This window comes from Thiolapillus sp., assembly GCF_048562965.1.
Lineage (GTDB): Bacteria > Pseudomonadota > Gammaproteobacteria > Chromatiales > Chromatiaceae > Thiolapillus > Thiolapillus brandeum_A.
Map to the genome: position 1 here is coordinate 1 of NZ_JBHNMF010000020.1, position 19,811 is coordinate 19,811.

At 56.9% G+C, this 19,811-nt stretch carries 20 protein-coding genes; 3 read left to right on the top strand and 17 right to left on the bottom strand.

All coding sequences use genetic code 11. The features are described 5' to 3' along the window. The 7 genes from ACOCD2_RS02470 to lptF form a co-directional block, all read right to left on the bottom strand. On the bottom strand, positions 1-411 hold a 411-nt coding region (locus ACOCD2_RS02470), incomplete at its 3' end, for a hypothetical protein (RefSeq protein WP_293652354.1). 180 nt (positions 412-591) lie between these two features. Then, the gene (locus ACOCD2_RS02475) at positions 592-777 is read right to left on the bottom strand and encodes a hypothetical protein (RefSeq protein ID WP_294058785.1); all 186 of its coding nucleotides are present in this window, start codon (positions 775-777) and stop codon (positions 592-594) included. Next, complete coding sequence (locus ACOCD2_RS02480) at positions 764-2,164, bottom strand: NAD(P)(+) transhydrogenase (Re/Si-specific) subunit beta (RefSeq protein WP_293644197.1); 1,401 nt, start codon at positions 2,162-2,164, stop codon at positions 764-766. The genes ACOCD2_RS02475 and ACOCD2_RS02480 overlap by 14 nt, the downstream gene beginning before the upstream one ends. An 11-nt stretch (positions 2,165-2,175) precedes the next feature. Beyond that, positions 2,176-2,466 (bottom strand): proton-translocating transhydrogenase family protein, encoded by a 291-nt coding sequence (locus tag ACOCD2_RS02485; protein ID WP_293644195.1) that lies wholly within the window; start codon positions 2,464-2,466, stop codon positions 2,176-2,178. A gap of 11 nt (positions 2,467-2,477) precedes the next feature. Beyond that, positions 2,478-3,575 (bottom strand): Re/Si-specific NAD(P)(+) transhydrogenase subunit alpha, encoded by a 1,098-nt coding sequence (locus tag ACOCD2_RS02490; RefSeq protein WP_293644193.1) that lies wholly within the window; start codon positions 3,573-3,575, stop codon positions 2,478-2,480. Positions 3,576-3,659: 84 nt separating this feature from the next. Beyond that, positions 3,660-4,727, bottom strand: coding sequence for an LPS export ABC transporter permease LptG (lptG, locus tag ACOCD2_RS02495; protein ID WP_293644191.1), 1,068 nt, complete (start codon positions 4,725-4,727; stop codon positions 3,660-3,662). After that, complete coding sequence (gene lptF / locus ACOCD2_RS02500; RefSeq protein WP_293679552.1) at positions 4,724-5,827, bottom strand: LPS export ABC transporter permease LptF; 1,104 nt, start codon at positions 5,825-5,827, stop codon at positions 4,724-4,726. The genes lptG and lptF overlap by 4 nt, the downstream gene beginning before the upstream one ends. A 229-nt stretch (positions 5,828-6,056) precedes the next feature. Between lptF and ACOCD2_RS02505 the strand changes: the two genes are divergently transcribed. Continuing rightward, positions 6,057-7,550, top strand: coding sequence for a leucyl aminopeptidase (locus ACOCD2_RS02505; RefSeq protein WP_293644189.1), 1,494 nt, complete (start codon positions 6,057-6,059; stop codon positions 7,548-7,550). Then, the gene (locus ACOCD2_RS02510; RefSeq protein WP_293644187.1) at positions 7,547-7,969 is read left to right on the top strand and encodes a DNA polymerase III subunit chi; all 423 of its coding nucleotides are present in this window, start codon (positions 7,547-7,549) and stop codon (positions 7,967-7,969) included. The genes ACOCD2_RS02505 and ACOCD2_RS02510 overlap by 4 nt, the downstream gene beginning before the upstream one ends. A gap of 197 nt (positions 7,970-8,166) precedes the next feature. On the opposite strand, the gene pnp is transcribed toward ACOCD2_RS02510, so the two are convergent. The 10 genes from pnp to ACOCD2_RS02560 form a co-directional block, all read right to left on the bottom strand. Then, on the bottom strand, positions 8,167-10,260 hold the full coding sequence (gene pnp / locus ACOCD2_RS02515; protein ID WP_293644185.1) for a polyribonucleotide nucleotidyltransferase: 2,094 nt from the start codon (positions 10,258-10,260) through the stop codon (positions 8,167-8,169). Between the two features lie 38 nt (positions 10,261-10,298). Beyond that, positions 10,299-10,568 carry a 30S ribosomal protein S15 gene (rpsO, locus tag ACOCD2_RS02520; RefSeq protein ID WP_293644183.1) on the bottom strand — a complete coding sequence of 90 codons (270 nt, stop codon included), beginning with the start codon at positions 10,566-10,568 and terminating at the stop codon, positions 10,299-10,301. A 123-nt stretch (positions 10,569-10,691) separates the two neighbouring features. Continuing rightward, on the bottom strand, positions 10,692-11,618 hold the full coding sequence (gene truB, locus ACOCD2_RS02525; RefSeq protein ID WP_293644181.1) for a tRNA pseudouridine(55) synthase TruB: 927 nt from the start codon (positions 11,616-11,618) through the stop codon (positions 10,692-10,694). Beyond that, positions 11,611-11,976 carry a 30S ribosome-binding factor RbfA gene (gene rbfA, locus ACOCD2_RS02530; protein ID WP_305800137.1) on the bottom strand — a complete coding sequence of 122 codons (366 nt, stop codon included), beginning with the start codon at positions 11,974-11,976 and terminating at the stop codon, positions 11,611-11,613. Before rbfA ends, truB begins: the two co-directional genes overlap by 8 nt. A gap of 12 nt (positions 11,977-11,988) precedes the next feature. Beyond that, positions 11,989-14,553, bottom strand: a complete 2,565-nt coding sequence (gene infB / locus ACOCD2_RS02535) for a translation initiation factor IF-2 (RefSeq protein WP_293644179.1) — start codon at positions 14,551-14,553, stop codon at positions 11,989-11,991. A gap of 12 nt (positions 14,554-14,565) precedes the next feature. Beyond that, entirely contained in the window at positions 14,566-16,092 is a 1,527-nt protein-coding gene (gene nusA / locus ACOCD2_RS02540; protein ID WP_293644177.1) for a transcription termination factor NusA, read from the bottom strand. Between the two features lie 186 nt (positions 16,093-16,278). Then, positions 16,279-16,737, bottom strand: coding sequence for a ribosome maturation factor RimP (gene rimP, locus ACOCD2_RS02545; RefSeq protein WP_293644175.1), 459 nt, complete (start codon positions 16,735-16,737; stop codon positions 16,279-16,281). 205 nt (positions 16,738-16,942) lie between these two features. Continuing rightward, complete coding sequence (locus ACOCD2_RS02550) at positions 16,943-17,254, bottom strand: RnfH family protein (RefSeq protein ID WP_293644173.1); 312 nt, start codon at positions 17,252-17,254, stop codon at positions 16,943-16,945. Continuing rightward, entirely contained in the window at positions 17,251-17,694 is a 444-nt protein-coding gene (locus ACOCD2_RS02555) for a type II toxin-antitoxin system RatA family toxin (protein WP_293644171.1), read from the bottom strand. Before ACOCD2_RS02555 ends, ACOCD2_RS02550 begins: the two co-directional genes overlap by 4 nt. Then, positions 17,694-19,229: an alanine/glycine:cation symporter family protein gene (locus ACOCD2_RS02560; RefSeq protein ID WP_308214409.1), complete on the bottom strand. Its 1,536-nt coding sequence runs from the start codon at positions 19,227-19,229 to the stop codon at positions 17,694-17,696. Before ACOCD2_RS02560 ends, ACOCD2_RS02555 begins: the two co-directional genes overlap by 1 nt. Before the next feature lie 61 nt (positions 19,230-19,290). Here ACOCD2_RS02560 and smpB point away from each other — a divergent pair, with 61 nt between their 5' ends. Next, positions 19,291-19,770, top strand: a complete 480-nt coding sequence (gene smpB, locus ACOCD2_RS02565; protein WP_293644169.1) for an SsrA-binding protein SmpB — start codon at positions 19,291-19,293, stop codon at positions 19,768-19,770. Positions 19,771-19,811: the final 41 nt, after the last annotated feature.

Below are 19,811 nucleotides of genomic sequence, written 5' to 3' on the forward strand. Positions count from 1 at the left end.
AGTGCTTGGTGACCAGGACGGCTGGGGCACAAATAGGTTGTCAAAGGCCGAGTCGATTTTGGGGACTGGGATGTCCCAAAATCTATCACGAGGCCGAAGACACGCTTGGTCTTTCAGCCACTTGCGCTTGTATTGTGAAAACTCCGGCTTGAGCAGTTTGTCGTTGTTTATAAGCCCCCAAGCCATATTCTTTACCGATGGTTCCGAATGCGTCAGAAGCCCCGGGTAAAGTTCCTTGTGGGAGTCCGCCAGGTGATTGGTCACCATTTCACACAGGTCACACAACAGAATGTGGGTAACCTTTGCGATAGCATGGACAGATAGCTGTTCCGGCGTCATCAGATTATCGATAACCGAGGCGGTCTCAACAATTTCCCGCCGGCGCCGGTGAAGATCGGCAATAGTCGTCATGGTACATCCTCCTTTCTAAAACACATCTGCAGCCTGATTTTTGTTTTGCGGCTATCAGCAATCTCGTATTGAGATAAACACATCTTATACAGGGGATAAACAAAAATACTTGATACGCATCAACAAAAAGATACCAAAATTTGACAAATCTCAAGGCGTCGACCTATCTCCCCACTGCAGTCAAACCCCTGCAGAATCCGCCACCGCAAGACCAAAGAGCTTAAAAGTCCATGCAGCCAGTTTCATAACGCCGCTTCCACATCCCTGTTCGTAACTTACATTCACTTGGTCCGGAATAAAAAAGCCGGTCAAATGACCGGCTTTTTTTAGCAACAGGAGTGGATTTCCAGGATCAGTGCCCGCCACCCTTCAGCGCTGTTACCAGGCCCTCGCAAACATCCTTTGCGTCACCAAAGATCAGGGAACAGTTGTCCTGGTAGTACAGCAGATTCTCCACGCCGGAATAACCGGGGCGCATGGAGCGCTTGATGACATAAATATTGTGCGCCTTGGCCACATCCAGAATCGGCATGCCGTAAATCGGACTGGAAGGATCGGTCTTGGCCGCAGGATTGGTCACGTCGTTCGCACCCACAACCAGCGCCACATCCGTGGTGGCGAACTCCGGATTGATCTCGTCCATTTCCAGCACATGATCATAGGGAATATCCGCCTCGGCCAGCAGTACGTTCATATGGCCGGGCATGCGTCCCGCCACAGGATGAATGGCAAACTTGACCTCCACACCACGCTCTTCCAGCAGTTCCAGCAGTTCCTTCAGTGCGTGCTGGGCCTGGGCAACAGCCATGCCGTAGCCGGGAACGATGATTACCCGGTTGGCATCCTCCATCCAGTAGATGGCATCCTCCACGGAAGCCGCCTTGACGCCTTTTTCTGCCGCCTGAGCTACGGCACTGGGTCCACCTTCACTGTCACCGCCGAAACCACCAAACACCACATTGACAATGGAGCGATTCATGGCGCGGCACATGATAAAGGACAGGATAGCGCCGGAGAAACCCACCAGGGCACCGACGATGATAAGCAGATTGTTGCCCAGGGTGAAACCCGTTGCTGCGGCCGCCCAGCCGGAATAGCTGTTGAGCATGGAAATGATCACCGGCATGTCTGCCCCACCGATGGGAATGATCAGGGTAAAGCCCAATACAAAGGCCAGCAAAGTCATGAGTACCAGTGCCCATACGCTTTCCGTCATGCCGAAGTACACCGCCAGACCCACGGTCAGCACGCCGAGAACGGCATTGAGCATATGCTGACCTCTGAAAATCACCGGCGCTCCGGATATCAGTCCCTGCAGTTTGCCAAAAGCAATGACGGAACCGGAAAAGGTGATCGCACCAATCACGATACCCGCAGACAACTCACCCATAAGAACGGGATTCAGCAACCCTGCCTGCGCCTTGTTCATGTAGGTTCCCAGCGCTACCAGCACCGCCGCCATACCCACGAAACTGTGCAGCGCGGCCACCAGCTGGGGCATGGCAGTCATCTGTACCCGGGCAGCCAGCACCGAGCCGATAACGGCGCCAGCCACCACGCCGGCGACAATAAAACCGTAGGATTGCACTTCGCTGCCAAGCAGCGTTGCGCCGATGGCGATGACCATACCCGCCATGCCGTAGTAGTTACCCTTACGGGCGGAAGCCGGATGCGTGAGGCCCTTGAGACCGAGAATGAACAGGATGGCCGAAAAAAGATAGGCCAGCGCCTGGGTATTTGCAGAAATCTCCATGATCCTATCCCTTATTTCTTATCTTTTTTCTTGAACATCGCCAACATGCGATTGGTGACCAGAAAACCGCCAAACACATTGATGGAGGCCAGCAGCACGGCAAAGAACCCGATGATTTCTGCAGCAGTTCCGGCAGATTCGGCACCTGTAACCAGCAGTGCACCGACGATAACAATGCCGGATATGGCATTGGTGAGCGCCACCAGCGGCGTATGCAACGCGGGGGTCACACCCCAGATGACGAAATAACCGATAAAACAGGCCAGTACGAAAACATACAGGGCGACTAGGGTATCTGGCATTTTTCTATTCCTCAGCTTTCCGGAGTAATCAGGGCAGCAGCCGTGATCTCGTCTTCAGCAAAATCTTTGAAAATCAGGCCATCGTCACTTTCCTCGACCATGATGGAAAGCAGGTTGGCGATATTGTGGGCGTAGAAAGAACTGGCATCCCCGGCCATCATGGCGGGATAGTTCGTATGTCCTACCAGAATGACACCGTGCTTCCTGACGACCTTGTCGGGCTCGGTCAGGGGACAGTTGCCGCCATTGGCCGCCGCCAGATCCACGATCACGGAGCCTTCGCGCATACGCTTTACCACGTCTTCGGTCACCAGCACGGGCGCCGGCCGGCAGGGGATCAGCGCGGTGGTAACAATGACATGCGCCTTGGCCAGTTCATCGGCCAGCAATTCCTGCTGCCGTGCCTTGGCTTCATCGGAGAGCTCCTTGGCATAACCTCCCTCACCCGAGCCTTCCTCACCGATATCGAGATCGATGGGCTTGGCGCCGAGAGATTCAATCTGTTCCCGGGTTTCGGGACGCAGGTCGTAGGCATAGACATCGCCCCCCAGCCGGCGGGCTGTGGCAATGGCCTGCAGCCCCGCAACACCCACACCGAGAATGACCACACGGGCGGGTTTGGCCGACCCGGCCGAAGTCATCATCAGGGGAAAGAAGCGGCCATAGCGCGCGGCCGCTTCAATAACCGCCCGGTAACCGGCGATATTGCTCTGAGAGGACAAGGCATCCATGGACTGGGCGCGGGAGATACGCGGAATGCGTTCCATCGCCAGTGGGCGGATGTTCCGGGCGAACATGGCACTCAGAGTACCGTCATCCTCGCAGGTTTCGATATGGCCGATGAACAGCGCGCCTTCCTGCATCGCAGCGATTTCATCGTTGTCCGGCTTGCGCACCTTGGTAACGATGTCTGCCGCCAATGCCGCCGCCCTGTCCACCAGTTCCACACCTGCCGCTGCGTAGTCTTCATTCTTGAAGCCCGCAGCCAGGCCTGCGTCTTTTTCCATCTGCAACACAAACCCCTTGCCCAGGAGCTTCTTGGCGATATCCGGCGTGATCGCCACCCGGGTCTCTCCCGCCCGCGTTTCTTTGGGTATTCCAATACGCATGTTCGTCATTTTTGGTAGTAAGACATGTAATTTTCAATTATCCCATAAAACGCTGAAACAATGTCCCTGCATCAAAGGAGAATTTCATCTCATCGCAAAGCGGTTCAGCCAAAGCACGAGCAACAGGATAACCACCAGGGGAAACAGCATCACCGTTACCGATGGCAGATTCAGGGCCAGTACCAAAAAGGAAAAACCGCGACTGAAAAGATACAGAAGAGCACCCAGCATGGCGCCGGAAAAAACACGCTGCCCCGCCGTCGTGGTGCGCCCGCCCGACATGACCAGGGGCACGGCCAGGATGAGCATGGCGATCGTCGTCAAAGGCACGGCGATCTTCCCCCAGAAAGTGACTTCATAGTAGGTGGCGCTCTGCCCCCGGACCTTGAGGTTCTGAATCTGCTCCCACAGATGCCAGATCGGCAACATCAGCGGGTCGAGCAATGCCACACTGAGTACTGATGGATCGACCATGGAGTCCCAGGCACGCCAGGGCTGGCGCTGGATCAGGATTTCCTTCTCTGCCAGTTCACTGCGGCGGACATCACCCAGCACCCAGCGGTCTTTTTTGTATCTGCCGGTCGCGGCCAGTGTAATGGCCTGCAACTGATGATCTTCGGTGAATTCGTAGATCTTCACGTCCTTCAGTTCACCCGCGATAGAGACCTGATTGATGTTGACGATGGTGTTTCCGTCCTTGGCCCAGAAACCGTTGCGCGAACTGAAGGTGATCTGCTGTTTCTGTTTTTCCAACTTCAGCTGGTTGCCGTACTGCTCCGTCAGCGGTCCCAGACCATCACCTACCGCTACGACCAGCAACATCAGCAACACACCGACTTTGACAACGGCAAACAGTATCTGACGTGAAGACATGCCTGCGGCACGCATGGCCACCAGCTCTCCGGAAGCCGCCATGCCCCCCAGCCCCAGCAGTGCACCAATCAGTGCCGATACGGGAAAGGCTTCGAAGACATAGCGGGGAATGGAACAGGCCGCCACGATCATGGCGTCCCAACTGCTGTAGTCCCCCTGCCCGATGTCCTCGATCTCTTCCACCAGCACCAGGACAAAGGACAGCACGGTCAGGGCCAGCAGGGTGACCAGGATGGCCTTGATCACGGTCACGCCAATATAACGGTCAATGAGTTTCACAACCGCCGTCCTTTCCAACGCCGCCACAGGGACGAATAAGCCACTGCATCCAGCCGGATGAGAAGGAACGCCAGCAGCGCGGTTGTGCCCGGCACCCACCATACACCCATCCATTCTGGCGTAACGCCGTTGTACATCCATTTCTCGCCGAGCTGGATCAGGTTCATGTAGATGGCATAGATGACCACCGCCATGACCAGGCGGGCATAGACGCCCTGGCGTGGCAGGGACTTCGCCAGGGGAACGCTCAACAGCATCAGGGCAAACACCGACAGGGGCGCAGCCAGACGTTCCTGAAGCTCCGCCCTGAGCTTGATGTCATCGCTGCCCAGCAGCAGTGAAGTGGGCAAGGATGCTCTCGACATATTCACCCTTTCGGCCACAACATCTGGCAGCCGGATGCCATAACGCTGAAAACCTGCGACGGAAAACTCGGTCTTTCCCGGCACGCCCTCATAGCGGCGGCCATCCTCCAGCAGCAGGAACCTGCCCGGCGGTTCATCCAGGTGAGCCAGTCTGGCCCGGCTGGCGACAACGATGCCAGGTTTGCCGTCCTGTACGTAACGGACAAAAACATCCTGCAATGTGTCACCGCTTTTCTCCTCACGCCCCACATAAATCATGAAGCGCCCCCTGTTGAATTCGTTGAATGCACCCGGCTTCAGGCCACCGATTCTGAACTGCTTCTTTTCCTGCGACTGCAGCACATCGGCATAGGCCAGTGACTTTGGAAATGCCTCCAGCACCAGCACCCCAACCAGCAGCGCCAGTGGCAATGCCGCCAGCAGAAAAGGACGATACAGGCGCAACAGCCCGACACCGGCCGAACTGAAAGCCACGATCTCGCTGTCCCGGTACATGCGTCCCAGCACCCACAGCACCGAAAAGAAAAACGCCGGCGGCAGTATGAAACCGCTTACCTTGATCATATTCAGCGCCACCAGCACGCCCATGACTTTCATGCTGATCGCGCCCGCCGCCACCTGCCCCAGCAAACGGACCATGGCGTTGGCGAGTATCAGCAGCAACAGTACGCTCATGATCACAACCAAGGTCTTCAACACCTCTTTGATGAGCATTCTGTCAATTATGGAAAACAACCGGGGCACTCTTGGTGAGTCATGTCAGTCCCGGATTCTACCCGAATCCACTGACCGGGTGTTCAGGGCAAGCGGATAAATTTGCACTGAATCTGCCCGCCACCAACAGGCCGGTCCCGGAACAGCACCAGGCTGTGAAAATTTCATATGCGGCTTTTACTGTTCATGCGAAGCCGATGAATTGAGGGTAGAATTCACCCTGAATATTCACAACAATAATGGAATCCCCATGCACTATCTGACAAAAATCGCATCTCCCGAAATCCTCACCACACAATGTCTGATTCTCGGTGTGTTTGACGGGAAGCAACACGGCTCCAGCATCGACAGGCTACCTGCCACCCCAAAGAAGCATATTCAGGCCACACTGAAAAAAGGCGACCTCGGAGGCAAGGCTGCCCAGTCACTGCTGCTTTACGGTGTGCCCGGTTTGAAGGCGGAAAGGGTGTTGCTGATGGATCTGGGTGAACAGAAATCTTTCGATGCAAAAAAACTGGCCTCCGCCATGGGCGATGCCATTGCCCTGCTCAACAAGAATGCCGTCAGAGACTGCGCACTGATGGTGCCGGAAGAATCAGCCGACATGCTGTATGCCACTGGAAGAGACATAGCAATCAGTTCAGAGGAGCAGCTCTACCTGTTCGACCAGTGCAAGAGCAAGAAGAACCGCCCCAAGAAACCACTGGGAAAGCTGACGCTGGTGGTGAAGGAGCGCAAGCAGCTCAACACGCTGAAAAAAGCCCTGAAACACGGTACAGCCATCGCCGCAGGCATGAACCTGGCAAAGGATCTTGCCAATCTGCCCGGCAACATCTGCACTCCCAGCTATCTTGCCGATACGGCAAAGCGGCTGGGACGCAAATCCACCAAACTAAAGGCTACCGCCCTGACAGAAAAGCAGATGCAGCGCCTGGGCATGGGTGCCCTGCTCTCCGTTTCCCGCGGCAGCCGTGAACCTGCCAAGCTGATTGTCCTGGAATACAGTGGCGGCAAGGAAAACAGCCGTCCCGTGGTACTGGTTGGAAAAGGTCTCACTTTCGACGCCGGCGGCATTTCCATCAAACCTTCAGCCGGCATGGATGAGATGAAATACGACATGTGCGGTGGCGCTAGCGTATTCGGAACGCTGCAGGCCTGCGTCGATCTGGACCTGCCCATCAACGTGATCGGCATCGTTCCTTCCTCTGAAAACCTCCCCGACGGCGAAGCCAACAAGCCGGGTGACATCGTTACCAGCATGGCGGGACTCACCATCGAAATCCTCAACACCGATGCGGAAGGACGCCTGATCCTCTGCGACGCCCTGACCTATGCCGAGCGCTTCAGGCCCGCTGCTGTCATAGACATCGCCACCCTTACCGGCGCCTGTGTTGTCGCCCTCGGCCATCACACCACCGGACTTTTGGGGAATGACGACAAGCTCGCAGACGAATTGCTGAAGGCAGGCGATGACATCCATGATCCCGCCTGGCGCCTGCCCATGAACGACGATTACCGCAAACAGCTGGATAGCAACTTTGCAGACATGGCCAATATCGGCGGCAAGGGCGCGGGCACCATTACTGCCGCCTGCTTCCTCGGCGAGTTCACGAAGAAGTACAAATGGGCACACCTGGATATCGCCGGCACAGCCTGGAAAGGCGGTCACGAAAAAGGCGCTACGGGCCGCCCCGTTCCCCTGCTAACACAATTGCTGCTCAAGCGCTGCAAGCTGGCTGAATGACACAGGTCGATTTCTATATCCTGCAAGCGGGCGGCCGGGGAAACCGTTATACCCTGGCTGCCCGTCTGACCGAAAAGGCCTGGTCATCCGGATACCGGGTGCTCATCGCCACAGAATCCGAGGAGGATCTGCGACACATGGATCGCCTGCTCTGGGTCCATCGTGACCAGAGCTTCATTCCCCACGGCATTCTCGGAAAGGCCGATCCGGCATTGAACCCGGTATTGCTGACCAACCCCGCAGAGGCCGGAGACGAACACGACGCACTGATCAACCTGTGCGCCAGCATTCCCGAATATTTCAGCCGATTCGAACGCGTGGCCGAATGCGTGGATCAGGAAAAGATCAATGTCTGCCGGGACCACTACCGGTTTTACAAGAACTACGGGTACCAGCTGAACACCCATGACATTTGTTGAGTGGAGTGCAGAAAATGCACCACTCCATGGATGGAGGAGGTAGAGCGAAGCAGGAGCCAGAGCCGAGGAACACAATCTGCCCGTACATGACCTACAGGGATGTAGGGAATGCTGGCAACGCAGGATGCAGTTGCCAGTGCCTGTACATAAAAAAACGGGGCCGAAGCCCCGTCTCTCAGCTGTTGTAGCCCGGGGTTCTACTCATCCTCGCCCACAGCCTTCATGCTCAGCCGTATACGGCCCTGCTTGTCCACTTCCAGTACTTTCACCTTGATGATATCGCCTTCAGACAGCTTGTCGCTTACCTTCTCGACCCGCTCTTCGCTGATCTGGGAAATATGCACCAAGCCGTCCTTGCCAGGCAGGATGGTAACGAAAGCACCGAAATCCATGAGCTTGGCAACCTTGCCTTCATAGACCGTACCCACTTCCACATCGGCGGTGATCAGTTCGACACGCTTGCGCGCTTTCTCACCCGCCGCCTTGTCCACAGAGAAGATCTTCACCAGGCCGCTGTCGTCGAGATCGACGGTCGCCCCGGTTTCTTCGGTAATGGAGCGGATAGTGGCGCCTCCCTTACCGATGACGTCACGGATCTTGTCCGGATGAATACGGAAAGAGATGATACGCGGCGCATGCTCGGACATCTCCTGACGAGGCGCGTTGATAGCCTTGTTCATCTCTTCCAGGATATACATACGGCCGTCTTTGGCCTGGGTCAGGGCGATATCCATGATCTCGCGGGTTATGCCCTGAATCTTGATGTCCATCTGCAGCGCGTTGATGCCATTTTCGGTACCGGCAACCTTGAAGTCCATATCACCCAGATGATCCTCGTCGCCGAGGATATCGGTGAGCACAGCAAAGTCGTCGTTTTCCTTGATGAGGCCCATGGCCACGCCGGCCACCGGCGCCTTGATGGGCACGCCGGCATCCATCAGCGACAGGCTGGTGCCGCACACAGAGGCCATGGAGGATGAACCGTTGGATTCTGTGATCTCGGAAACGACACGCACGGAATACGGAAATTCTTCCAGTGTTGGCATCACGGACAGCACGCCCCGCTTGGCGAGGCGGCCATGACCGATCTCGCGGCGCTTGGGACTGCCCACACGGCCGGTCTCACCCACGCAGAAAGGAGGGAAGTTATAGTGCAACATGAACGGCTCGCGATAGGAACGATCCAGTGCGTCCACGATCTGCGCGTCACGCTCGGTGCCCAGGGTCGTGATGACCAGCGCCTGCGTCTCACCACGGGTGAACAGTGCAGAGCCGTGAGTACGCGGCAGGACACCCGTCTTGATGCTGATGTTGCGCACGGTCTTGGTGTCCCGGCCGTCGATGCGCGGCTCACCCGCCAGGATGCGGCTGCGCACGGTTTTCTTCTTGAGCTTGTCCAGTGCTGCGGCGACCTGGTCTTCACTCCACTGTGGCTCGTCTCCGGCACACAGGGCTTCGATGGCAGCAGCCTTGACGGCATCCAGCTTGGCGTAGCGCTCCATCTTGTCGGTAGTGGAATAGGCTTCACCAATGCCGGCACCGGCCACTTCTGCAACCTTCTGCACCAGCTCAGCATCTTCTTCCGGAACCGTGAACTCGATGATTTCCTTACCCACTTCAGCGGCAAGTTCCTTGATGGCTCCGATGGCGACCTGCATCTGTTCGTGGCCGAACAGTACGGCGCCCAGCATGACTTCCTCGGACAGCTCCCGTGCTTCGGATTCCACCATCAGAACGGCTTCATCTGTACCGGCAACCACCAGATCCAGATCGGTGATTTCACTCAGGCCGGTGCTGGGAGGATTGAGCAGATACTGCCCGTCCTTGTAACCGACGCACGCCGCACCGATAGGCCCCTGAAACGGCAGACCCGAAATAGCCAGGGCAGCCGAGGTGCCTATCAGAGAAGGAATCTCGGGATCGACATAGGGGTTGAGGGAGATGACCGTACAGATCACCTGAGTCTCGTTTGTGTACCCCTTGGGGAACAGCGGACGGATGGGACGGTCGATGAGGCGCGCAACCAGGATTTCCTTCTCGGAAGGACGACCTTCACGGCGGAAGAAACCACCGGGAATCTTGCCCGCCGCGTAAGTCTTTTCCTGGTAGTCGACCGTCAGGGGGAAGAAATCGCGTCCTTCCATGGCATGCTTGGACCCCACCACGGTGCACAGCACCACAGTGTCGTCCATGTTGATGATTACCGCGCCGTCAGCCTGACGGGCCACTTCTCCGGTTTCCAGCGTCACTTTGTGGTCGCCGAACTGAAACTCTTTCTTGATTGCAGTCACTTGGATATTCCTTCGTTTGTGAAATTGCGACGCTGAAATTAACGACGCAGGCCGAGACGTTTGATCAGATCACGATAGCGCTCTACATCCTTGCCTTTGAGATAGTCCAGCAGTTTGCGGCGGGAGTTGACCATGCGGATCAGACCCTGGCGGGAATGATGATCCTTGTTGTGCTCCTTGAAGTGGGGCGTCAGGTCGTTGATGCGCCAGGTCAGCAGTGCCACCTGAACTTCGGTGGAACCGGTATCGGTTGCACTCTTGCCATACTCTTCCACGATTTGCTTCTTGATCTCTGCACTCATTGACATAATTGTTCTCCAAAATAAACAGTCGCCTGCGACATACAACGTTCCGTCCGACAATGAGTTCAGGCGGAACTGGCGATTAAAAAAACCCGGATAGGATTCCGGAAGAAGGCGATTATCCTACATTCAGTTGGAATTCGCCAATAAACGACGCGGAGCGACCCGCCCATCGTCATCGATTTCACCGACACCTATAAAATGCTCATCGGCGCCATAGATGCGCACATAACCTTCGGTGGGCGCCTTTGGCACCTGCACCGGCTGTCCCTGCTTGATGTAAAAACTGCTGTCTGCGCCCAGATACACTGCAGGCCAGTGATTCAATCCCTTATCCATGGGCAGCAAAAGCTGGTCGAGACCGTGCAATCCCTTTTCTTCCGACACCTGTTGCAGGGTTTCCATGCTCACCATGCCCTCCTCATCGAAAGGACCGACCAGCGTGCGCCGCAGCGCCACCACATGTGCGCCCACTCCCAGGGACTTGCCGATGTCTTCAGCCAGGGTACGTACATAAGTCCCTTTGGAACAATGCACCAGCAAATCGAACTCCGGCGTGTCGAAATCCAGCAGCTGCAGATCGTAGATGGTAATGTTGCGCGCCTCGCGTTCGACTTCGATACCCTGACGGGCCAGCTTGTACAAACGCTGACCGTTGTGCTTCACGGCGGAATACATGGGCGGCAGCTGTGAAATCTCACCGGTGAAATCAGCAAGTACGTCCTGTACCTGATCCCGGGTAATGTGGTTGGCAGGATGAGATTCGATGATCTCTCCTTCGGCGTCGCCGGTAGATGTGGTCTCACCCAGCCTGACCCGCACCCGGTATCGTTTGTCCGCATCCAGCAGGAAGGCGGAAATCTTGGTGGCGTTGCCGAAACACAGGGGCAGCAGCCCGGTGGCCAGGGGATCGAGACTGCCGGTGTGTCCCGCTTTCTGCACCTTGAACAGATGCTTTACTTCCTGCAGGGCGGCATTGGAGGTAACACCCAGGGGTTTGTCCAGCAGCAGTATCCCTGTAACATTCCTGCCCCGGGGTCGGCGGCGTCTACCCATCTTCTTCCCTGGTATCCGATGACACGGCCTTTTCGATCAGATCCGACAGCCGCTTGCCTTCTTCGATGGAACTATCGTAGATGAATTTCAGCTCGGGCACGGTACGTGTCTTCATGATCTGTCCCAGGCGGCGGCGCAGGAAACTGGCGGCATGCCCCAGTACCTTGACGAAATAATCCGCCTCGTCCTTGTCCAGAACCGTGAAATAAATCTTGGCATGGGAGAGATCACGGGTGACGCGCACTTCCTGTATGGTAACTTCGAACAGGCGCGGATCCTTGGCGGCATCGCGCAGCAGCAATGCCAGCTCCCGGTGCATCTGCGCACCAATCCGGTCGCCGCGGTTGAATTCCCTCATGATTCCCTGCCGTTACAGCTCGCGCTGAACTTCTGTCCGGGAGAACACTTCGATCTGATCACCGGGCTTGACGTCATTGTAGTTCTTCACGCCGATACCACACTCGGTGCCGGCCTTCACTTCCATGACATCATCCTTGTGACGACGCAGGGATTCCAGCTCACCCTCGTAGATGACCACGTTGTCGCGCAACACGCGTATGGGGCTGTTGCGCTTGACCACGCCTTCCACCACCATGCAGCCTGCGATGGCACCGAGCTTGGAGGAACGGAACACGTCCCGTACTTCGGCCAGGCCGATGATCTCTTCGCGGATTTCGGGTGACAACAGGCCGGCTACAGCCTGTTTCACATCATCGATAACTTCATAGATGATGCTGTAATAACGCAGATCCAGGTTGCTTTCCTCGATCACCTTGCGTGCTGCGGCATCTGCCCGCACATTGAAGCCGATGATGGCCGCGCCAGAAGTAAGCGCCAGGTTGGCGTCTGACTCGTTGATACCGCCTACACCGGCGGCCACGATCTTGACCCGGGCCTCGTCAGTATGAATCTTCTGCAGCGACTCTTTCAGCGCCTCGACGGAACCCTGTACATCTGCCTTGATGATGAGATTCACATAAGAAACTTCGCCCTCACCCATACGGGTGAACATCTCATTGAGTTTGGCGGCTTTCTGTTCTGCCAGGCGCGAATCACGCTGCTGCTCGCGGCGCATTTCCGCCACTTCCCGTGCTTTCTTTTCGTCCGGCAGGGCAGCCATGCTGTCTCCAGCCTGGGGCACACCGGACAAACCCAGCACCTCGACAGGTGTGGAAGGCCCGGCTTCTTTCACCATCTTGCCGTTTTCATTGAACATGGCCCGTACACGGCCGTATTCGACGCCGGCCACCACGCCATCACCCTGTTTCAGGGTGCCTGACTGCACCAGCACGGTTGCAACCGGGCCACGTCCCTTGTCGAGACTGGATTCCACCACGATACCCCGGGCATAGCCGGTAACCGGCGCCTTGAATTCAAGAATTTCTGCCTGCAGCAGGATGGCGTCCAGCAACTGGTCAACCCCTTCACCTGTCTTGGCGGAAACCTTGACGAACTGGGTATCACCACCCCAGTCTTCGGGCACGACTTCTTCCGCCACCAGTTCCTGCATCACCTTGTCAGGCTGTGCTTCGGGACGGTCGATCTTGTTCACAGCAACGATCATGGGTACGCCTGCCGCCTTGGCATGCTGCACCGCTTCCTTGGTCTGGGGCATGACGCCGTCATCGGCAGCCACTACCAGAATGATGATATCCGTTGCCTGGGCACCCCGGGCGCGCATGGCGGAAAAAGCCGCGTGTCCCGGCGTATCCAGGAAGGTAACGGTGCCGTGACCTGTTTCCACACGATAAGCGCCAATATGCTGGGTAATACCACCAGCCTCACTGTCGGCCACCTTCGACTTGCGGATATAGTCCAGCAGGGAGGTCTTGCCGTGATCGACATGTCCCATGATGGTGACCACCGGCGCACGCGGCACGGGCTCACCTTCGGGTTCATGGGCAATGGAAGCGATCAGTTTGTCTTCCACGTCTTCTTCCTTGTGGAAGATGACCTTGTGACCCATCTCCTCCACCACCAGTGCGGCTGTATCCTGGTCCAGCACCTGGTTGATCGTAACCATCATGCCCATTTTCATCAGTTCCTTGATGACTTCTGCGGCTTTTACCGACATCTGCTGGGCGAGTTCGCCGACGCTGATGTTCTCGGGCACCTTGACTTCACGCACCACGGGTGCCGTCGGTTTCTGGAAGCCATGATCCATGTCTGCCTGTGCAGCATCGCGACCCCGGCTCTTGCGCGCCGGCTTGCGCCGTCCGCTCTTGCCGGCTGCCACGTGCAACTCTTTACGGCCGCGACCGGGTTTACCGGCTTCCGCACGCCGCTGGGCCTTTTCCTTGCGCTCCCTGGCCTCCTGCTGGGTCTTGCGCTGTTCCTGCGCACGGCGGGCAAGTTCGATATCCCGCTCCCGCTGCTGTTTTTCCGCTTCCGCCTTGGCGCGTTCTTCATCCTCGGCCCGGGTACGCGCCTCTTCCTGGCGCTTGCGTTCATCTTTCTCTGCCTGCAACAGGGCTTCCTGCGCCTTGCGTCGCGCCAGTTCCTGCTCTTCGGCAAGACGGCGCTGTTCAGCCTGTTCGGCCAAGGCCTTTTTCGCCTCTTCCGCTTCCTTCAGCAGGCGTTCCTGATCCGTTTCGGCTGCCGGCGCTTTTGCGTAGGTGCGCTTGCGCTTGACTTCCACATTCACGGTCTTGGCGGTACGGGCCGCCCGCGCCGCAGGTGTACGACCGGCTGATGCCGGCTGTTTGAGTTCGGTTGTCGTCTTGCGCTTGAGGGTGACCTTGCCGGTTTTGGCCGGACTTTTCCCTCCCTTGCCATGACTGGCGCGCAGAAAATTCAGCAGCTCCAGCTTTTCCTTCGCTGTCACCGGATCATCGGCGCTGCTCTTGTTCAAACCTGCCTGGGCAAACTGCTCCAGGAGACGATCCACCGGTACGCCTACATCGGCGGCCAACTGGCTGACTGTAATATCGCTCATGCCAATACCCCCTTACCCCTTGGGCTCGGATTCTGTTTCGTTTTCGGCTTCTTCAAACCAGGGCGCCCGTGCTGTCATGATCAGTTCACCGGCGCGCTTTTCATCCATGCCTTCAATTTCCATCAGTTCATCGACTGCCAGCTCCGCAAGGTCTTCCATGGTGCTTACACCAATGGAAGCCAGTTGCAGAGCTAGGTCTTCGTTCATACCGTCCATACCCAGCAGGTCTTCCGCCGGCTTGGCATCGGACAGGGATTCTTCCTGGGCAATCGCCCGGGTCAGCAATGCGTCACTGGCGCGGTTTCGCAGCTCTTCCACAATATCTGCATCGAATTCCTCGATAGCCAGCAGTTCCTCTTCAGGAACATAGGCGATTTCTTCGATCGTGGTAAAGCCTTCCTGCGCAAGAATGACCGCCACTTCCTCGTCCACATCCAGCTCTTCCATAAAGCCTTTGACGTACTGCTGAGCCTCTGCATCGGCTTTTTCCGCCAGTTCGTCCTCGCTCATGACATTGAGTGTCCAGCCTGTGAGCTGGCTGGCAAGGCGGATGTTCTGGCCGCCGCTGCCGATAGCCTGGGACAGGTTTTCTTCCTTCACGGAGATGTCCATGGAATGGGCATCTTCATCCACGACGATGGAGGCCACTTCCGCAGGCGACATGGCGTTGATGATGAACTGCGCAGGATTCTCGTCCCAGAGGATGATATCCACGCGTTCACCCGCCAGCTCATTGGAAACAGCCTGCACCCGTGAACCCCGCATACCCACGCAGGCGCCTACGGGGTCGATGCGCGGATCGTTGGTACGCACGGCGATCTTGGCGCGACGGCCGGGATCACGGGCGGCACCCAGAATTTCGATCAGGCCGTCACCCACTTCCGGCACCTCCAGTTTGAACAGCTCGATGAGCAGTTCAGGCACAGTGCGCGACACAAACAGCTGGGGACCCCGCACATCGGTACGGATTTCCTTCAGAAACCCACGCAATCGGTCACCGATGCGTACCGGCTCCTTGGGAATGACTTCGCTGCGCGGAATGATGGCCTCGGCATTGCTGCCCAGGTCCATGATGATTGCACCACGATCCAGTCGCTTGACCACGCCGGTAACCAGCTGGCCGACCTTGTCTTCGTAGGCTTCCACCACCTTGGCGCGCTCGGCTTCCCGTACTTTCTGCACGATGACCTGCTTGGCGGTCTGTGCTGCAATACGGCCGAACTCGATGGATTCCATCGGCTCTTCGACATAGTCACCGGGCTGAATATCGGGATTCTCAGCGCGTGCGGCGCTGAGCGTGATCTCCGATTTGGGATTCTCCAGCACCGGTGTCTCGCTGTCATCCACTACCAGCCAGCGACGGAAGGTATCGTAATCACCGGTTTCGCGGTCGATCACTACGCGCACTTCGATATCTCCATCGTGCTTCTTGCGTGTGGCGGAGGCCAGCGCGGCCTCAATGGCTTCAAAAATAATATCCTTGTCGACTTCTTTTTCGTTAGAAACCGCGTCTACGACGAACAGGATCTCTTTGGTCATCGCGATACCCTCAATAATTTAGCAGCAGGTTGTTGAAAAACGCCGTTTTTCGACGGCCTGTGTGCAGCACAGGGATGTGCCGCCATCTCCAGGGACATCATGTCACTGAAAATAAATGAAGCAGAAGATTGTATATTTCTGCTCCCGGGTTGAAAAAGCCCCTGAGAGGGCTTGCTCAACATCCTGTCAGAATTCCGGAACAAGACGCGCCTCCTGAATCTGATCCATGAACAAAGGATAGACCTCACCGTCCACCTCTACCAGGATTTGGTCATCTTCGACGCCCAGCAACTGGCCTTTGTATTTACGCCGTCCGCCAATGGACGCATCGAGCCTGACATTCACCTTGCGCCCGACGAAGCGCTCGAAATCAGCGCTGTCGAACAAAGGCCGGTCCAGCCCGGGGGATGACACCTCCAGGCTGTATTGCCCTGGCAGGGGGTCTTCCACGTCTAGCACGCCACTGAGCTGGTGGCTTACCGCAGCACAGTCATCGACGTCGATTCCATTCTCTTTATCTATATAGATACGCAGCAGGTTGCCGCCCTGGTAGCCGGTGAGATATTCCACACCCACGAGTTCGTACCCCATGGGTTCAACCACGTTGCGTACGATTTCCTGCAGTTTCGCTGATGCTTTTTGCATATCACCCAAATAAAAAAATGGGCACGAGGCCCATTCCTGATCTACCCATAACAAAAAACCCCGTAAACGGGGTCCCAGGAAAAACTCTGTCTTCGAATTTCCTACTGTCGTGCCGTCCGGCAAACAACCGTGTCAGGGCTGCCCTGCCCTCTCATGCGCCGCGATAATAGTTTTTTTTGCCACTTTCGTCAAGATATTCGGCAAATTACTTCTCCGGCTTCTTGCCGCCACCCTTGCGCAGAGGCTTGCCCTTGCTCGCCCGCTTCTTGCGCGCTTCCTTGGGATCTGCGATCAGCGGCCGGTAAATCTCCACCCGGTCGCCGGGATAGAGCACAGCGTCGAGCTTGGCGGCCTTGCCGAACACACCCACCTTATTGCTGCCCAGGTCTATTTCAGGATGGGCCTCCAGAATACCGGACTGGCGAATGGCCTGCTCCACGGTCAGGCCAGGCTCTCCTTCCACTACATGGACAATCTGCTCGTTCGGCAGGGCATAAGCGACTTCTACCTGAATCATTTGGGTGCTCCTTTGGCCAGCTCATTGGCCCGTTTGCAAAACGCATCCACCAGGGAATTGGCGATCTGGGCAAATACAATACCAAAAGCCTTGTCCATCAGGCCACTGGAAAACTCGAATTCCAGGGTCAGCGCCACCTTGCAGGCATCTTTCCGCAGCTCGGTGAATTCCCAGGCGCCGTGCAGTTTGCGAAAAGGCCCCTCTTTCAGGTTGATCTCGATACGCTCATACGGGAAAAGCCGGTTGCAGGTGGAAAAGGCCCGGGTTACCCCGGCCTTGGACACGACAATCTCGCCGCACAGCTCTTCTTCATTGCGAGAGAGCAACCGCGCATCCTTGCACCAGGGCAGGAATTCAGGGTAACTGTCCACGTCATTCACGATCTCGAACAGCGCTTCTGCTGACACCGGGACCAGCGCCGATTTCTCTACTACCGCCATCAGCCGCGCCCCACTTCACGGTCGAGTTCACCGCTGTGCAGCTTTTCCAGATATGCCGACAGCTTGCGCTTGACCTGACCACTCAGGGCATAGAGAGCGAACATGTTGGGAAACGCCATGGAGAGCAGCAGCAGGTCGCTGAAATCCAGCACCGCCGAGGCGCTGCCTATGGAACCGGCCACCACCACCAGCACGAACAGCATCCGGTAAAGCATGGAAAAGCGTTCTCCGAACATGTAGGTCCAGCAGCGCTCTCCATAATAGGACCAGGAAATCATGGTCGAATAGGCAAACAGCACCACCGATATGGACAGTACGATAGGAAACCAGCTGATGACGCTGCCGAAAGCCATGGCGGTCAGCGCCGCACCCTGATTGTTGGCAATAAGTTCGGCATGCTGACCGTTGGCGTCATACACGCCCGTGATGATGATTACCAGGGCCGTCATGGTGCAGATCACCACAGTATCGATGAAAGGCTCCATCAGCGCCACGATGCCCTGGCGGGTGGGATAAGGCGTACGCGCCGTGGAGTGGGCGATGGCTGCCGAGCCGATGCCTGCTTCGCTGGAGAACGCCGCCCGCTTGAATCCCTGAGCCATGATTCCCACGAAAGCCCCCATACCCGCTTCCATGCTGAAAGCACTGGAGAAAATCAGTGCAAAGACTTCCGGCACGCGGTCCGCATTGGAAAATACAATCCACCCCGCCGCCAGCAAGTAGATGCCCACCATGGTCGGCACGATGGCCTCGGCAACGTGGGCGATTCTGCGGATACCACCGATGATGACAACACCGACCAGGAACGCCATGACCACTCCAAAAATCCAGGGTTCTTCAGCCAAATAGGGAATCTGCTGCTTGACCGCAGTGAGAGACTGACTCACCTGGAAGGCATTGCCTCCCCCAAGAGAAGCTCCGATGGTCAGGATGGAAAACAGGATCGCCAGCCCCTTGCCAAAACCTTTCCAGCCCAGACCGGCAAACCCCCGCGACAGATATTCCATGGCGCCGCCCATGACGTGTCCATCGGGACGGATTTCGCGATACATCTGCGCCAGGCTGGCCTCGGTGAACTTGGTGCTCATACCCAGGAGCCCGGCAATGATCATCCAGAAAGTTGCACCGGGACCGCCGATACCGATGGCGATGGCGACACCCGCAATATTGCCCAGCCCCACCGTGGCGGACAGGGCCGCGGTCAGCGCCTGGAAGGGCGTTACCTCACCCACGTCGTCGGGACGGCTGTATTTCCCCCGCACGATGGCGATGGAATGCCCCAGCAGACGGAAATTGATGAAGCCCATCTTCACCGTCAGGAACACCGCACCGGCTACCAGCCAGGCGACGATAAAGGGAAACTCCCCTTCCCCGGGAAACACATCGAAAAACAGTACTGTCGCCAGCCAGCCGTTGAGCACGCCGAGTGCATCGTTCAGCGTGCCCGCCGCTGCTGCCTCCTGCCCCGCCAGTACATTGCCGAATGCAGCTACCGTCATCAGCAGCACCGCTGCATGAAAAATTTTTCTGTTCACAACCCCTTTTACTCCCGCAATTCGGTTCTCATGCCGGCCTGCCACGGGTTACAATCAACCGATGGCCAAAAAGACGAAAAACAAGGGCAGCAAGGGCAATACCATTACCCTGAACAAAGCCGCCGGACATGAATTCTTTATCGAGCAGCGCTTCGAGGCAGGCATTGCCCTCGAAGGCTGGGAAGTAAAGAGTTTGCGGGAAAATCGTGTGAATCTCAAGGAGAGCTACGTCCTGATCAAGGATGACGAGATCTGGCTGTTCGGCGCGCACATCACGCCCCTGCCCACCGCCTCCACCCATATCAACCCTGACCCCACCCGTACCCGCAAGCTGCTACTGCACCGCAGGGAGATCGACATGCTGCGCGGCCAGGTGGAACGCAAGGGCTACACCCTGGTGCCTACGGCCATGTACTGGAAACGCGGCCGCGCCAAGCTGGAGATCGGCCTGGCCAAGGGAAAGAAACAGCACGACAAACGTGCCGTGTCGAAGGACAGGGACTGGCAGCGTGAAAAAGCACGTTTGTTCAAACGTGGCTGACCGGCGTCAATCACCGGAATCAAAAAACAGACCATAATTAA

Excerpts from the sequence above, each read along its gene's own strand:
- ACOCD2_RS02480 (WP_293644197.1), bottom strand. The coding sequence starts at position 2,164 with ATGGAGATTTCTGCAAATACCCAGGCGCTGGCCTATCTTTTTTCGGCC.
- ACOCD2_RS02485 (WP_293644195.1), bottom strand. The coding sequence starts at position 2,466 with ATGCCAGATACCCTAGTCGCCCTGTATGTTTTCGTACTGGCCTGTTTT.
- ACOCD2_RS02490 (WP_293644193.1), bottom strand. The coding sequence starts at position 3,575 with ATGCGTATTGGAATACCCAAAGAAACGCGGGCGGGAGAGACCCGGGTG.
- ACOCD2_RS02505 (WP_293644189.1), top strand. The coding sequence starts at position 6,057 with ATGCACTATCTGACAAAAATCGCATCTCCCGAAATCCTCACCACACAA.
- ACOCD2_RS02510 (WP_293644187.1), top strand. The coding sequence starts at position 7,547 with ATGACACAGGTCGATTTCTATATCCTGCAAGCGGGCGGCCGGGGAAAC.
- rpsO (WP_293644183.1), bottom strand. The coding sequence starts at position 10,568 with ATGTCAATGAGTGCAGAGATCAAGAAGCAAATCGTGGAAGAGTATGGC.
- truB (WP_293644181.1), bottom strand. The coding sequence starts at position 11,618 with ATGGGTAGACGCCGCCGACCCCGGGGCAGGAATGTTACAGGGATACTG.
- rbfA (WP_305800137.1), bottom strand. The coding sequence starts at position 11,976 with ATGAGGGAATTCAACCGCGGCGACCGGATTGGTGCGCAGATGCACCGG.
- infB (WP_293644179.1), bottom strand. The coding sequence starts at position 14,553 with ATGAGCGATATTACAGTCAGCCAGTTGGCCGCCGATGTAGGCGTACCG.
- nusA (WP_293644177.1), bottom strand. The coding sequence starts at position 16,092 with ATGACCAAAGAGATCCTGTTCGTCGTAGACGCGGTTTCTAACGAAAAA.
- rimP (WP_293644175.1), bottom strand. The coding sequence starts at position 16,737 with ATGCAAAAAGCATCAGCGAAACTGCAGGAAATCGTACGCAACGTGGTT.
- ACOCD2_RS02550 (WP_293644173.1), bottom strand. The coding sequence starts at position 17,254 with ATGATTCAGGTAGAAGTCGCTTATGCCCTGCCGAACGAGCAGATTGTC.
- ACOCD2_RS02555 (WP_293644171.1), bottom strand. The coding sequence starts at position 17,694 with ATGGCGGTAGTAGAGAAATCGGCGCTGGTCCCGGTGTCAGCAGAAGCG.
- smpB (WP_293644169.1), top strand. The coding sequence starts at position 19,291 with ATGGCCAAAAAGACGAAAAACAAGGGCAGCAAGGGCAATACCATTACC.